A 14,414-nucleotide genomic window follows, 5' to 3' on the forward strand; every position below is an offset into this window, starting at 1 on the left:
TAAAGACAATACTAATTTATATTATTTCGTATGACAACTTGACAGGGACTAGCACATACCCCACCTACTTTCGCAATTAAAATTCACCTCACCCGTTAGCTTACCAAATATCTTGATAATTTTCTCAACTAATCGTCTAACGCTCAGAAAAAAAGAATCTCGCCAAGACGACGAGATTCCCAGGTTACTTATCATTTTTTTGGTAGCGAAAAACAATGAAGTAGAAGCCAAAGTTCAAAATACTCAGAACAAAGATCAACCCAAACGCCAGTTGACTCCCAATCGCTGTCTCGTGGGCGTAAGACATACCACTCACCTTCACCGACGACATCAACGCTGCTAGAATCGTTGTGCCCAGCGACCCCGCAAATTGTTGACCGGTGTTATAGATTGCATTGGCATCCGCCCGTTGGCTAATGTCAACTTCCTTCAATCCATTCGTTAGCGTATTGCTAAAAGCCATCGAACGGCCAATACTAAACAGAATATACATAGCCGAGATTAGAACGATGCTTAGATTTTGCCCAAACACCGTAAAAATCAGAGCCGCCATCAGAAACAAACTGCTGCCCAGCAGGATTGGTAACCGGGCACCATGCTCATCCAGTAAGTGACCAAACCAGGGTTGGAGAATCGCCGTAATCAGACTACCTGGTAGCAACATCAGGCCACCAATCAGAGACGTCGCGCCAACTACGATTTGCGCGTAGTTTGGCAGTGCGAAGTTAATCCCGATATTACAGAACTGAAGGATAACGTAAGCAAAGAAACTGTAGGTGAAGACTGGATTCTTAAAGATTTCCAATTTCAGCAACTGCTGCTCACTACGCCGCGACACCTGAACATACAGTAGAACCGCCACCACTGCCAGAACAACACCACCCAAGAACTGCCAACTTAAAATTCCAGCCGAGGAAACACTGTTGACTCCCAGTGTAAAGCTGATAAAGGCCACCGCTAGTAAGATAAATTGCAACCAGTTAAACCGAACTTGCTTCACAGCTGAAAATTGTTTAATGGCGGTCACCCCTAAAGCTAGGATCAATGCTTCAACCGGCAGTGTTGACCAAAAGATCATTCGCCAATTTGCCAGATAAACCATCAGTCCCCCAAATGTCGGGCCACTGGCCGGTGCAATCATTAGAATCAGACCCGCCATCCCCATGTAAAAGCCTAACCGCGAACGGGGAACACTTTCGACGATGATGTTAAACATTAAAGGAATCGCCAAGCCGGCACATCCCGCTTGAATCAACCGACCAATCAGCAAGATTGGAAAGTTGGTTGCGAGCGCACAAATTAAATCTCCTAAAATAAACGCCATTGCGGCGGCCACAAATAATTGCTTGTTCGTAAAACGTTGCTTTAGAAAAGCCGACGTAATCATGAGTAACGCCACCATTAGGAGATAGCCCGTCGTAATCCATTGTACGGTGTTCAATGATACGTGCATTTGCTTCATTAACGCTGGAAACGCCACATTCATTGACGTTTCTACCAAAATCCCTAAGAATGCCATCAATGCAATCGCAAAGATTGCAATCAAATTCTTTCGGGGCACCTTCTCAGGTTGAATCGTTGTTTGCATCTAACTCTCTCTTCTCTCTTAATTAGCATTACTTTCCATCATACGCATTTTGAGACAAAATTGCATGATTAATTAAAAAAAACGCGGTTGCCTAAGCTTCCGCGTTCCATTCAGCCTTGTATTCAGCTAAAAAATCTAACATCACTTGTTGGCGGTGTTCGGCCAGTTGCTTCGCCGCCGTCGTATTCATTAGGTCCTTTAAGGTAAGGAGCTTCTCGTAAAAGTGATTGATAATGGTTTCGTTGTTGAGATTACGGTACTCCGCATGTGTCATCTCGGTCCGCGGCTTCACAGCTGGATCATAAATTTTCTCACCAAAGTGACCCCCGAAGTAAATTGCTCGGGAAATACCGATGGCCCCAATCGCATCTAACCGGTCGGCATCTTGAACGATTTGTCCTTCCAATGGCAGCGGCTTAGCCGTTCCATCAAGGGTTTTATGGTAAGACATGTTATCCATAATTAAAAATATGGTATCAATCTGAGTCGTTGTAAATCCTTGACCCACTAGGAACTGACGAACCTCTTCGCTAGCTGCAGCGGTATCCGCAACTAACTTTTCATCGATAACGTCGTGAAGATAGGCCGCCGTCAAAGTTTCGAGCCGATCAGCATCCGGATACGACTGCCCAATACGGTCGGCTAAACCCACGACCCGTTGAATGTGGTCGAACCCATGGCCCGTTTCATCATTTCCCATTTTAGACTGTGAAAATTGCCGCACTGCCGCTAATACTGTTTCATCTGTCATTTCTCATCCTCCTGATCAGTTGGTTGCGACTCCGGTGACGGCACGGGACCTCCCGCAAAACCATAGAAAAATAAGTGCATCAGCTGATCGATCAACCGCTGATACTTTTTCGGTGGAATATCTGCCGTACTAAAATACGTCACGTACATATGCAAGTAGAGTAATAGTGCTTCATCGGAAATGTTGGGATTGATCATCCCCGCAGCCCGGCCCCTAACGACCACGGAATCCCAAAACTTTTTTTCACCATCATCGTACGTTTGCTTAACGACACTACTCCCGTAAACGCCACGCATCTCATCAATCACAAATTGATAAAAGTCAGGGTGAATGGCATCACTAAGTTTAACCTTGTTTGCCATCATTGCCTTCACGATATCCTGAAATGGTACCGAGTCATCATCAATTAACTTTTGAAAGCTGGCATAGCCTTGGAGAATCATTTCGATTACGACCTGCTGACCAAGCGCTAGCTTACTGTCAAAGTATTTATAGAGGGTGACCTGCGACACCCCCGCTTCCTTTGCGACCGTTGTGATGTGAGTCTCCTTGAAACCATCGCGATTAAATAGCTTGATTGCTGCTTCCAAAATTCGTTGACGCTGTTGGGCTTTACGTTCCTGATTGGTTGCCACCTGTCTCACCACCCTCGCTATCCTAGTAACTCTCCGTTCTTAATTTTATCATACCGCAAAACACTTGCGTTTTTAATTTTAGTGAACTATTTTTTGAAAATAGTTCATCTTTTCGTTGACTTTCGCATTCAGCGGGATTACGATGTAAACGATTTTAAAACTGTGAGGAGGGGCTTGCTTATGACAAATCCTGTACTTCAAATCAACCATCTCCAAAAGAAATTTGGCCACTTTCAGGCACTAAAGGACATTACTTTTGATGTCCGCGCTGGCGAAGTTTTTGGCTTTATTGGACCCAATGGTGCCGGAAAATCGACAACTATCCGCGTTCTACTTGGCATCATCCGCGCCAGTGGTGGCACCGCAACTATTTTCGGCCAAAATGTTTGGTCCGATAGTGTTAGTATCCATCAACGTCTCGCCTATGTTCCCGGTGATGTCTACCTCTGGCCCAATCTGACTGGGGGAGAGATCATTGACCTTCTCCTCAAGATGAACGGCACCGCCCACTCCGCCAAGACCGATGACCTCATTAAGAAGTTTGGCCTAGATCCGACGAAGAAGGCCCGAACTTACTCCAAAGGGAATCGACAGAAGGTTGCCCTCATCGCTGCCTTTTCTCAAGACGCTGACTTTTACATTTTCGATGAACCCACTTCCGGACTAGACCCGCTGAACGAGCGCATTTTTCAGGAAGCCGTCTTAGACCTTAAAGCCCGCGGCAAAGCCGTCTTGCTGTCCAGCCACATTCTCTCTGAGGTTGAACGCATGTGTGACCGCATCGGTATCATTCGTGAAGGCCAAATCATTGAAACGGGCAGTCTAGCCGAAATGCGGCACCTGACCCGGACCATGGTCACCGTCACTCTGGGTGATGACTTTGACGTCACAACTCTAGCTGGCACTCACGGGGTCGCCGCGGGTCATCAGCCACATGAATGGCAGTTCTCTGTCGAAGACGCTCAACTCAGCGCTGTCATGAATACTCTTGCTCAGCACCAAGTCATCGCCCTACAGAGCACCCCACCAACCCTTGAAGACCTCTTCATGCACTACTACACGGGAAAGGAGTGACCATCATGTCACCTTACGGACGCACCGGTCAACTGATTCGACTGAATTTACGTCGAGATCGGTTCCGGATTCTCATGTGGATCATTCTTCTCGCTGCGCTGATGACCAGCGTTGCTTGGAAGTTTGAAGGGATTTATGGAACTCAATCTGAAATTAATGCCATCAAGGGGACGCTAGCCAGTCCCGGCATCGTTGCCATGTTTGGCGCCTTCTCCTTCACCGGAAAAGTAACGACTGCTGAAATATTTGCGAATGAAATGTTACTCTTTATGGCCCTCATTCAAGTCGTCATGAACCTAGCCTTGAGTGTTCACGCGACCCGTTATGAAGAGGATCTTGGAATCACCGAACTCGTGCGGGCCCACGCCGTCGGGACAGACGCCCCCCTAGCTGCCGCAGCAATCGAACTGGTCATCGTCAACGGCTTTCTAGGTATTCTCTATAGTCTAGGACTGACCGCTGCCAATATGCCCGGCGCCACTATCGAGGGCAACTGGCTGATTGGCCTTGGCTTAGCTAATACTGGCCTCCTCTTTGGTATTCTCGGCCTATTAACTGCTCAGTTGGCCGATCATTCCTCTAGCGCCACGGGGCTAGCCTACAGCCTGTTCGGCCTTAGTTACCTCGCACGAATGATCACCGACGTTCAACATCCCCGTCTTACCTGGTGGTCACCGCTTGGCTGGGTTGAAAAGCTAGCACCCTACAACCATCCCAACTGGACCCCAATTTGGCTCAGTTTGTTGTTGGCCCTCGTCTTAGCCGAGTTAGCCGTGCTAGCCAATAATCACCGTGACCTCGGTGCTGGCGCCATCACAACACGGCCTGGTCGCCGAAACGCCTCAGTCTTTCTTCGTGGACCAATCTCTTTGATTTGGCGCCGCCAGCGGAATGTCATTATCGGCTGGATCGTTGGTATCATTATCTTCGGTATTGCCTACGGAACAGTATTCAATACCATTGGTGATATTCTTAAGACCAATCCGACCATGCAGCAAGTCTTCGGCACGGCCATGGTTCATGAAGCCAATCATAAAGTCTTACTCAGCTTCACTTCCTTATTAGCCATTGTCATGGCTGCCGTAGCCGTCATTCCCGGCATGCAGCTCATCTTGAAATTGCACAGTGACGAAACTCGCGGTTGGCTCGAAGCTTTGTACGCTCGACCACTCAGTCGCACGCGACTCCTCTTTAGTTACGTGGGGACCGCCTTTGTCACCAGTACCCTGGCTTATGTTGGTGGCCTTGCCGGCATCGTCGTCATGGGTGACGCCAGTCTTAAACACGTCCAGGATGGGATCAGCGCCAGTGAATTCTGGCAAGGTGTCTGGGCCCAACTCCCCGAAATCTGGGTATTCTTAGCACTCAGCGTTCTCCTTATCGGTTGCTGGCCACGACTAAAGGCCCTCAGCTGGTTCTACTTGGCTTTGGGCTTCATCAGTGTCTACATGGGAAGCCTGTTAAAGTTGCCCGACTGGGTCAAGAATCTCGCACCTTCAGGCTGGATGCCCCGCGTCCCGCAGCACGACGTGAACTGGACAACTTTCAGTTGGATGGTCGCCCTAGCAATCGTGCTGGTTATTATTGGCTGGATTGGCTACCGACGCCGTGACCTCCATATGAGCTAATAGGGCATGTCACACCGGTCTGTTGTTGACCGTTCACACACCATTATTAATAATCAAACTTGCCAAACCCATCACCCCACGTGCTCTTTACGGGCTCTAGCTATCTGTCTCTCAGACCTTTTCGCCCCTAATTAGTACAGCATAATAATGCTCGCAATTTCCTAAAGCATCCGGTATGCTGAAAATACGTTGGCTCCCCCGAGTCCATAACGTACGACTTAAATTAAAAAATCACATTTTGACTACCATCACTGGTAATCAGAGTGTGATTTTTTCTTATCTCTTATTTGGTTAGTCGTTCGACATCGCGAACAATCATCAGCTCTTCGTTCGTTGGCACTACCAGAACCTTGATTCGGCCGTCGTCAGGACTCACGATATGCTCTTCACCACGAAAATCATTCTTGGCAGGATCAATCGCGATTCCGAAGTAATTGAGCTTATCCGCAATTGCTTGGCGCATCTCCACGCCATTTTCGCCGGAACCGGCCGTAAAGACGATTGCGTCTACGCCATTCAGCTCAGCAATGTAACTCCCGACGTAACGGACAACACGGTTCACAAACATGTCCAGGGCCAGCTTAGACTTTGGCCGTTCGTCCTGCGTCTTTTCGAGGTCGCGTTGGTCCGGTGACAACTCGGAAATTCCTAGTAGACCCGATTTATGATTTAAAATATCGATCATTTCTGGCATCGTCTTCTTTAATTTTTCCGCTAAAAAGGCAACCAGTGACGCATCGATATCACCGGAGCGCGTACCCATCATGACGCCCGCTAACGGCGTAAAGCCCATGGACGTGTCCAGCGCCTGACCGTGATCAAACGCCGTAATCGATGACCCTGATCCTAAATGTAGCGTGATCAATTTCAACTCTGCTAACGGCTTTCCTAGAATCTCAGCCGTCCGGTGGGCCACATAGCGATGACTCGTCCCGTGAGCGCCATATTTTCGCGCACCTAGCTTATCGTAATATTCATATGGAATACTATACATATAATTGACCGCTGGCATCTCAGCGTACAGTGAGGTGTCAAAGACAGCGACCTGTTTTGCTTCCGGCAGTAACTGCTGGAAAACTTCAATATAGTACGCCTGAACCGGGTTGTGTAACGGCGCGTAGTCTTTGAGCTCCTTGATCTGCTTCAGAACGATCGGCGTGATGACCGCGGAATCCTTGAAGACTTCGCCACCCGCAACGATTCGGTGACCCACACCGGTAATTTCGCTCAGATGCTTCACGATACCGTAAGATTTCAACCGGGTCAGCACCATTGCCGCCGCAAGCTCATTGGTAATGTTGTCCTGCGTATCGACAATTTTCTTGCCGTCTGGTAATTTAACCTTGAAAATCGACCCCGGGAGATTCAGCCGATCGACCATCCCCGATGCGATAACGGTTTCTTCCGGCATGGAAAATAGCTTCCATTTCAATGTGGAGCTGCCTGCATTAATTGCCAATGTTTTTGCCATGATTAGTGTTACTCCTCCCATTTGACTTATCTCCTAGTCTAAAGAAAAATGTAATCGTTTTCAAGAAAAAGTTCGCTTACCGGTGAAACTCTTTATCAATTTAATTATAAATAATAAAAAGGCCCGAGAATTTTCATCTCAGACCTGTCAGTTTTAAATTTAGAACCAGCCGTAACCTAACCAATGCCGCTTAGCGCGTTGCCAAGACCCATAACGGTTGTGCGCGTACTTATCAGCCGTCTTCTCCTGATTCGACTTGCTGTAGTCACCATGTAGCATTGAAACGGTTAGTTGATACTTCCCGTAATAGCGACCGTTGCGGGCGCGGTAGTTGCCACCAGACTCTTTTCTTGCGATCCAAGCCTTAGCGCGCTTTTCTTTCTTAGTCAGTGTGCAAACATATTTCACACTGGCATCCGCTGTCGTGGTGCTTATCACACCAGTGGCGCTAGGCAGAGCCATGGAAACGACCATGACGATAACCATAAAGAATGTCTTGAGCTTCAACGTGGTTCCCCCTAACGGATTTATTAAGAATATCATAACCTTTTCAAGTTACAGTCTAGTTGTCCGAATGTTACAGAACCGTGACAGCCCACCCCACTTTCTACCAGGTGGGGTCAAAAAGCGCTTTAAACCAGCCAAAAACGGCGGTCCTCCTTAGAGGAAACACCGTCGTTTCATAATTTTATTTTTTTAGCTAACTTACCAAACCAGCTAAACTAGTCGGTTTAGTACCAACCATTTGCTTGCCAGAAGGACTTAGCGGCAGCCCATGACCCGTAACGTGAGGTCACGTAGTTGTTGGCAACCTTTTCCTGGTTAGCAGCTGAATAGTTTCCATTCAAAAGAGACTTAGTCAGTTGATACTTCCCGTAGTAGTTCCCGTTAGAAGCCGTGTAAGAACCACCAGACTCCTTGTTCGCAATCCAAGACTTTGCTGAAGAGGTTGCGCCAGACGTAGCAGCTGACGTTGCAGTGCTAGTGGAAGCGGATTGACCGCTGGAAGCGTTCGTCCCCGTGCTCTTTTGGCTACTGTAGTTATTCGTTGCTTGCGTCGATCCAGTGGTTGCCGAGTTGCTCGTGGTAGCAGCCGTTGTCGTTGACGTGGTTGAATCTGGAATCGTCAAGGATTCACCGACATAGATTAAGTTAACATTCTTTAAGCTGTTGGCCTTTTCAATGGCTGAAACACTTGATTTATATTGATTAGCAATCTTAGCGACCGTGTCTCCTGACTTCACCGTTACCCGGACGTCGGCGTTAGCGGAAGTGGTGTTGGCAAAGAATCCCGCACCTAACACAGCAACAGTACCTAACGTAGAAACTAAAACTTTTTTGATATTCATAAAAATGAACGTCCTCCTTTTGATTAGTGAAGCTCGTTTGTCTATCAATTACTTAACAAGACCTATCATAACCTGTGGACGTTACATCGGAGTTGTCAGGACGTTACACCCTGATTAAGAAAAACTAGCTTAAATGACAAACCGTAATGTGGTTAATAACACTGAAACATTCACCGCCTAATCTATTCACGACTGCGGGTAAACGGGAGATTACTGTGATGGTTTGGCTAAAGTTGTCTTCTTTAGGTAGTAATGATTTTTTGAAAATTGAAGGTAGCGGCTACTGATTTTTTGGGATTTAGCGATTTAAGTTTGCTTGGTCGCCGCTTTTACGTGGCAGGTTTTGCTTTTTGACCGGTAGACACTCGCATTTCTGCTAAGGATGCCTTGGTTGATTAGTGATTTTGACGTTTTTGATGACCTCACGTTGCGTGGTTCTTACTATATTAGTAGGTAATCTATCTGCTTGGTCACAGCTTTTTATTTTTACTCTGGTTAGGATCATAGTCTTACTCTCGCCCTTAGATCCCGATACTGGCAGCCTCCAAAACGTGCTCCACGAGGCAGGTTCCTGCGCTTAACAAGAATAAGTCTCCTGCTCGGCACCGTCTTTCATTCTATATTGGTTAAGGCCTCAGTCTTGCTCTCGCCCTTGGATCCCAATACTGGCAGCCTCCAAAACGTGCTCCACAGGGCAACTCCCTCCGCTTAACCCCAATAAGTACCTGATCGAGTCCCTCGGTCAGATACTTATTGACGTTAATGCTCAGGAGTTAACCGCCCTGTTCCGCACTCTTATACAAAAAAACGCCCCTAGACCTGCATCCGGGGGCGTTACTTGAATTTAAACGTAAATTGGCTTTACTAAACTAGTTTAGTACCAGCCGTTTGCTTGCCAGAAGGCTTGGGCTGCTGACCATGAACCGTAACGGGAAGATACGTATGAGTTAGCAACCTTTTCTTGGTTGGCGGCTGAGTAGTCACCGTTCAAGTAGGAAGAGCTCAACTGGTACTTACCTACGTATTGGCCATTGCTTGCAGAGTATGAACCGCCAGATTCCTTGTTGGCGATCCATGCCTTGGCGCTGGCTTCTGAACCAGAAACGCCAGTAGAAGCAGCGGTGTTACTGCTGGTGTAGTTAGAGGTCGTGTTGTAGTTAGTGTTGTTGCTGCTTTGACTAGTCGTTGATTGGCTAGCAGTGTTGCTGTAGTTTTGCTTAGCAACTGAAGCAGATGAAGAGCTGTACTGAGTAGCTTGGGTGCTGTTCGGCACGTTCAACGTTTGACCGACAAAGATTAAGCTAGCATTGCTCAAGCTGTTAGACTTTTCGATAGCCTTAACGGATGAGTCGTACTTGTTAGCTAATGACCAAACAGAATCCCCCTGCTTGACCGTAACCTTAACATCGGCGTTTGCCGTTTCGTTCGTGGCGAAGAGACCGGCACCGACAACGGCAACCGTCCCAAGAGTCGTAACTAAAGCTTTTTTGATATTCATAGAAATGAATGTCCTCCTTTGTTTGCTTAACGGCTATTAGAATAACCGATGGGTATGTCATTCAGATTGATGTTAGGTTACGCCCATATTAAGAAAAATATTACAGTATGACATTCCGTAATATTTGTTACACCGTTGTCATATAAAACGCTTTTTTAGCCCAATTTTTACCCTTTTTAGCGCAAATAAGTCCTAAAAATCGGTGTGGTTTGCACCAAAATCACCATAAAATTTGTCATATTTAATGAAAATTCGATGATAATTTGACCTTTTTGTGCCAATTTTGCTGAAAATGACGACAAAAAATCCGTCATCACTCTCGATGACGGATCATTTTTAACGAATTTTAAGCGTCAAATCACACCAAATTTTGACTTATTTCTGGGTAAACTAACGTCACAATTTTTATAATCGTCGACCGAACCCATTCGGAAATGACGAGCGACTATGTCAGAATCAACTAGGTCCAAATTTCTGGTCAATCAAACCATGTCTATAATTATAGTAGAAACACATTTATTTTTACCCTTCAGAATCGCCAAAACCATTGTCCAGCCTGAACAACCGCCTACTTTTGACTCGTTGGCCGGATAACCAATTCGTTCATACTAGTATTTTCTGGTAAGTTCACGGCAAATAAGATAGAATCCGCAATTTCTTCGGGACTGATGGCGTTATCGGCCCATGCATGTTCCAGACGATCCTTGGTGGCGGCGTCCGTGATGTGGTTGGTCAACTCGGTAGCGACCATTCCTGGTGAAACGACCGTGACCCGCACGTTACTGCCGGCAATGGCTTCCTCTTGCCGCAACCCTTCGCTGATTGCCCGAACGGCATACTTCGTGGCGCTGTAAACACTACTTGCTGGGTGTACGGCATGACCCGCAACGGAAGCCGTATTGATAAATTGACCACTCTTTTGGGCCCGCATGATCGGTAAGGCCGCAGCGATACCATACAAGACACCCTTAATGTTGACGTCGATCATCTGATCCCAGTCTTCAGTCCGGCCTTGGATCAGTTCGGATTGGGGCATCAAACCGGCGTTACTCATCCAAACGTCGATGCGCCCGTAAGTGTCCACAGCCTTTTGGGCCAAAGCCTTCACGCTGTCGCTAGACGTCACGTCGGTCACAGCATAAACGGCTTCACCACCGGCCTGTTCAATAGCCGCAACAATTTCTTGCAACCGAGATTCACGCCGCGCACCTAAAACCAGTTGGTTCCCAGCAGCAGCCAGTTTCTTCGCCGTAGCTTCACCAATTCCACTGGAAGCACCCGTGATAACAACAACTTTTTTTGTCATTTTAAAATTTCCTCCAATTCAGTTCTGATACCTTCTATGATACCCTTTGATTCTTATTTGGCAACTTGTTTTCCATATAGGTAACTCTTCCCATTTTCTAAAGACTAATCAAGTCTGGCATATCAACGATATAGGTGCTGTCTAGGACGTTTTTCGCCCTACCAGCCGCCGGTCGCCACAAGCTTCCTTTCCGCCTTCCATTAACCATAAAAAAGCGGCCCCTCATCCCTGAGTGGTCGCTTCCGGTCAAACGTTACTTTTCAACGTTTTTCCCGTCGTATTCATCTAACATAATCTGCTTCAATTCGGAAACTAATGGTTCCTTTGGGTTAGCCGTCGTGCATTGGTCTTCGAAGGCCAATTCGGCTAAGTGGTCAACGACTTTGTCGAAGTGCGCCTTGTCGACACCGTTAGCCTTCAAGCTCAACGTCACGTCAACGGAGTGGGCCAAGTCAGTAATCTTCTTGACGAGGGCTTCCTTCAGCTCTTCCTTAGTCGTCCCTGGCAAGCCGAGGTACCGCGCGATTTGAGCGTAGTCTTCGTCAGCTCTGAAGGATTCGTACTTAGGCCACATGGACAGCTTCGTAGGTTCCTTGAAGTTGTAGCGGATAACGTGTGGCAAAGTGATTGCGATAGCCAGACCATGCGGCAAGCCGAATTCACCACCCAGTTTGTGGGCGATCGAGTGGTCGACCCCGAGGAAGGCGTTGGCAAATGCCATCCCGGCTAACGTCGAGGCATTGTGCATCTCTTCACGGGCAGTAATGTCGCCGTTGTATGAGTTTGTCAGGTTATCCATGACTAACTTAATTGCTTGTAACGACCATGGCCGCGTGTAATCGGAAGCCATGTTGGACACGTAGGATTCGATGGCGTGAGTCAACACGTCCAGGCCAGAGTAAGCAACCGTGCGCTTAGGAACCGTTTCGATAAATTGTGAGTCCACGATAGCCACATCAGGCGTCAATGCGTAGTCGGCCAGTGGGTACTTCACGTGGGTCTTGGAATCCGTGATGACGGCAAATGGGGTAACTTCGGAACCAGTCCCCGACGTTGTTGGAATGGCAACGAATTGTGCCTTGTGCGGCTTGTTGAACTTGTAAGCCCGCTTCCGGATATCCAAGAACTTCTGCTTGGCTCCAAAGAAGCTAGCTTCAGGATCTTCGTAGAACAACCACATGTTCTTGGCGGCGTCCATTGCAGAACCCCCACCTAAAGCCACGATGGTATCTGGCTTGAAGGTCCGCATTTGAGCGACACCCCGGTTGACCGTATCAGTCGTTGGGTCTGGCTCAACGTCGGAGAACAGGGAATATTCGATACCGTTTGGTTGACGCTTCAATTCGTTTAAGACCGTATCGATGTAGCCCAATTCAACCATGGCTGGGTCGGTCACCAGGAAGACCCGCTTAACACCTGGCATATCGTCTAAGTAACGGACAGACGTCTTTTCAAAGTAAACTCGAGGTAATTTAATCCACTGCATGTTATTTCGCCGCTTTGCAATCGTTTTGATGTTCAACAGGTCAAATGAGGAAACGTTGTGAGACACGGAGTTCTTACCCCATGAACCAGTTCCCAGCGTCAATGATGGCACCATTTCGTTGTAGATGTTCCCGATCCCACCAACAGCGGAAGGGGTGTTGACTAAGACCCGACTAGCCTTCATCTTGATTCCAAATTCGGTAGCCAAGTCGTCGTTCATCGTGTGAATACCGGCCGTATGACCCAGACCACCAAAGTGAAGTAGTTCATCACAGAGCTTGAACGCATCTTCTTGGCTCTTAGCCTTGTAGACGGACAGAACTGGTGATAACTTTTCACGAGAAAGTGGGTACTTTGGCCCAACACCAGTGATTTCGGCAGCCAAGACCTTCGTGGTTTCAGGCACCTTGATGCCAGCTAAGTCAGCGATCTTTTGTGCGGACATCCCGGCAATTGGTCCCTTGACCCCACCATTTGGCACAAACATAGCATCGGCTAAAGCCTTTTCGTCGCTCTTCTTAATGAAGAAGACGCCTCGAGCTTCCATTTCCTTCTTCACGTCAGCGTAGATTTCATGGTCAATAACGGCACTGTTTTCTGAAGCACAGACCATTCCGTTATCAAACGTCTTGGAAAGAACGATGTCGTAAACGGCCCGCTTGATGTTGGCCGTCTTTTCAATGTAAGCCGGACCGTTACCAGGACCAACCCCCAAGGCTGGCTTCCCGGTTGAGTAAGCCGCCTTGACCATGCCAGGACCACCGGTAGCCAAGACACTGGCAACCATTGGGTGGTTCATCAAAGCCGTCGTGGCTTCCAAGCTAGGCTTTTCGATCCACTGGATAACCCCTTCAGGTGCACCGGCAGCAATCGCAGCGTCACGAACGACCTTAGCGGCCATCACGGATGACTTTTGTGCTTGTGGATGGAAAGCAAAGATGATTGGGTTCCGCGTCTTCACGGCAATCAAGGACTTGAACAGCGTGGTCGACGTTGGGTTCGTAACTGGGGTTACCCCAGCCAAGATTCCCAGAGGTTCGGCAACCGTGATCAGTTGACGTTCGCGGTCATCTTTAATGATACCAACCGTTTTGTCCTTCTTGATGGTGTGCCAAATTTCTTCGGTCGCAAACATGTTCTTGATGGCTTTGTCTTCCATAACACCCCGACCAGTTTCCTCGAAAGCGGCCTTGGCTAATGCCATGTGTTGGTCCAAGCCAGCAATGGCCATCTGGTGGACGATGTGATCAACTTTTTCTTGATTAAAGTCGTCCATGGCGCAGAGGGCGTCGTGGGCTTTAGCCGTTAACCGGTCGATCATTTGGTCAACGGTTTCTGTCGTTTCTTTGGGAGTTGCTTTTGAATTTTCTTTCACGTTCTTTAACATTCTTATGCCTCCATTTTTTGAAAACACTATTGTTAACTTCTTCACGAGTTTCATATTATCATATTTGAAAAAGTTTGCAAGACGTAAATGTTAAAAATATCACAATTAATTAATCCGGTAGCCAAACTCAACAGCAGTAAGGCTTACAGTCATCTTTATTGTAAGCGCTAACACGTTCTGCTAAACTTTTTTAAATTATTTTTACTGGTGTGAAGTCAATCACTAGTGGGTGCTTTCATTTT

At 47.5% G+C, this 14,414-nt stretch carries 11 protein-coding genes; 2 read left to right on the plus strand and 9 right to left on the minus strand.

The features are described 5' to 3' along the window. Positions 1-184: 184 nt before the first annotated feature. The 3 genes from FC99_RS02180 to FC99_RS02190 all read right to left on the minus strand — a co-directional run bounded on the left by FC99_RS02180 (position 185) and on the right by FC99_RS02190 (position 2,974). Positions 185-1,588 carry an MFS transporter gene (locus FC99_RS02180; RefSeq protein WP_048734006.1) on the minus strand — a complete coding sequence of 468 codons (1,404 nt, stop codon included), beginning with the start codon at positions 1,586-1,588 and terminating at the stop codon, positions 185-187. Positions 1,589-1,679: 91 nt separating this feature from the next. Next, entirely contained in the window at positions 1,680-2,339 is a 660-nt protein-coding gene (locus FC99_RS02185; protein WP_048734003.1) for an HD domain-containing protein, read from the minus strand. Further along, positions 2,336-2,974: a TetR/AcrR family transcriptional regulator gene (locus FC99_RS02190; RefSeq protein WP_048734002.1), complete on the minus strand. Its 639-nt coding sequence runs from the start codon at positions 2,972-2,974 to the stop codon at positions 2,336-2,338. The genes FC99_RS02185 and FC99_RS02190 overlap by 4 nt, the downstream gene beginning before the upstream one ends. 180 nt (positions 2,975-3,154) lie before the next feature. On the opposite strand from FC99_RS02190, the gene FC99_RS02195 reads away from it, so the two are divergent. Then, entirely contained in the window at positions 3,155-4,048 is an 894-nt protein-coding gene (locus FC99_RS02195) for an ABC transporter ATP-binding protein (RefSeq protein WP_048733999.1), read from the plus strand. A 5-nt stretch (positions 4,049-4,053) separates the two neighbouring features. After that, positions 4,054-5,676, plus strand: coding sequence for an ABC transporter permease (locus FC99_RS02200; RefSeq protein ID WP_048733997.1), 1,623 nt, complete (start codon positions 4,054-4,056; stop codon positions 5,674-5,676). A gap of 283 nt (positions 5,677-5,959) precedes the next feature. Here FC99_RS02200 and FC99_RS02205 read toward each other — a convergent pair whose 3' ends face one another. The 6 genes from FC99_RS02205 to adhE all read right to left on the minus strand — a co-directional run bounded on the left by FC99_RS02205 (position 5,960) and on the right by adhE (position 14,172). Further along, positions 5,960-7,147, minus strand: coding sequence for an acetate/propionate family kinase (locus FC99_RS02205; RefSeq protein WP_048733994.1), 1,188 nt, complete (start codon positions 7,145-7,147; stop codon positions 5,960-5,962). A 159-nt stretch (positions 7,148-7,306) separates the two neighbouring features. Then, entirely contained in the window at positions 7,307-7,654 is a 348-nt protein-coding gene (locus FC99_RS02210; protein ID WP_048733993.1) for an aggregation-promoting factor C-terminal-like domain-containing protein, read from the minus strand. A 224-nt stretch (positions 7,655-7,878) separates the two neighbouring features. Then, entirely contained in the window at positions 7,879-8,496 is a 618-nt protein-coding gene (apf, locus tag FC99_RS02215; protein WP_048733990.1) for an aggregation-promoting factor, read from the minus strand. A gap of 874 nt (positions 8,497-9,370) precedes the next feature. Continuing rightward, positions 9,371-9,994 (minus strand): aggregation-promoting factor, encoded by a 624-nt coding sequence (apf, locus tag FC99_RS02220; RefSeq protein WP_048733987.1) that lies wholly within the window; start codon positions 9,992-9,994, stop codon positions 9,371-9,373. A gap of 568 nt (positions 9,995-10,562) precedes the next feature. Beyond that, a complete protein-coding gene (locus tag FC99_RS02225; protein WP_048733986.1) occupies positions 10,563-11,300 on the minus strand; it encodes an SDR family oxidoreductase in 738 nt (245 codons plus the stop codon). A gap of 253 nt (positions 11,301-11,553) precedes the next feature. Next, positions 11,554-14,172 (minus strand): bifunctional acetaldehyde-CoA/alcohol dehydrogenase, encoded by a 2,619-nt coding sequence (gene adhE, locus FC99_RS02230; protein ID WP_048733984.1) that lies wholly within the window; start codon positions 14,170-14,172, stop codon positions 11,554-11,556. Positions 14,173-14,414: the final 242 nt, after the last annotated feature.

The organism is Levilactobacillus koreensis JCM 16448, assembly GCF_001435525.1.
Lineage (GTDB): Bacteria > Bacillota > Bacilli > Lactobacillales > Lactobacillaceae > Levilactobacillus > Levilactobacillus koreensis.

Excerpts from the sequence above, each read along its gene's own strand:
- FC99_RS02185 (WP_048734003.1), bottom strand. The coding sequence starts at position 2,339 with ATGACAGATGAAACAGTATTAGCGGCAGTGCGGCAATTTTCACAGTCT.
- apf (WP_048733987.1), bottom strand. The coding sequence starts at position 9,994 with ATGAATATCAAAAAAGCTTTAGTTACGACTCTTGGGACGGTTGCCGTT.
- FC99_RS02180 (WP_048734006.1), bottom strand. The coding sequence starts at position 1,588 with ATGCAAACAACGATTCAACCTGAGAAGGTGCCCCGAAAGAATTTGATT.
- FC99_RS02205 (WP_048733994.1), bottom strand. The coding sequence starts at position 7,147 with ATGGCAAAAACATTGGCAATTAATGCAGGCAGCTCCACATTGAAATGG.
- FC99_RS02225 (WP_048733986.1), bottom strand. The coding sequence starts at position 11,300 with ATGACAAAAAAAGTTGTTGTTATCACGGGTGCTTCCAGTGGAATTGGT.
- FC99_RS02200 (WP_048733997.1), top strand. The coding sequence starts at position 4,054 with ATGTCACCTTACGGACGCACCGGTCAACTGATTCGACTGAATTTACGT.
- FC99_RS02195 (WP_048733999.1), top strand. The coding sequence starts at position 3,155 with ATGACAAATCCTGTACTTCAAATCAACCATCTCCAAAAGAAATTTGGC.
- adhE (WP_048733984.1), bottom strand. The coding sequence starts at position 14,172 with ATGTTAAAGAACGTGAAAGAAAATTCAAAAGCAACTCCCAAAGAAACG.
- apf (WP_048733990.1), bottom strand. The coding sequence starts at position 8,496 with ATGAATATCAAAAAAGTTTTAGTTTCTACGTTAGGTACTGTTGCTGTG.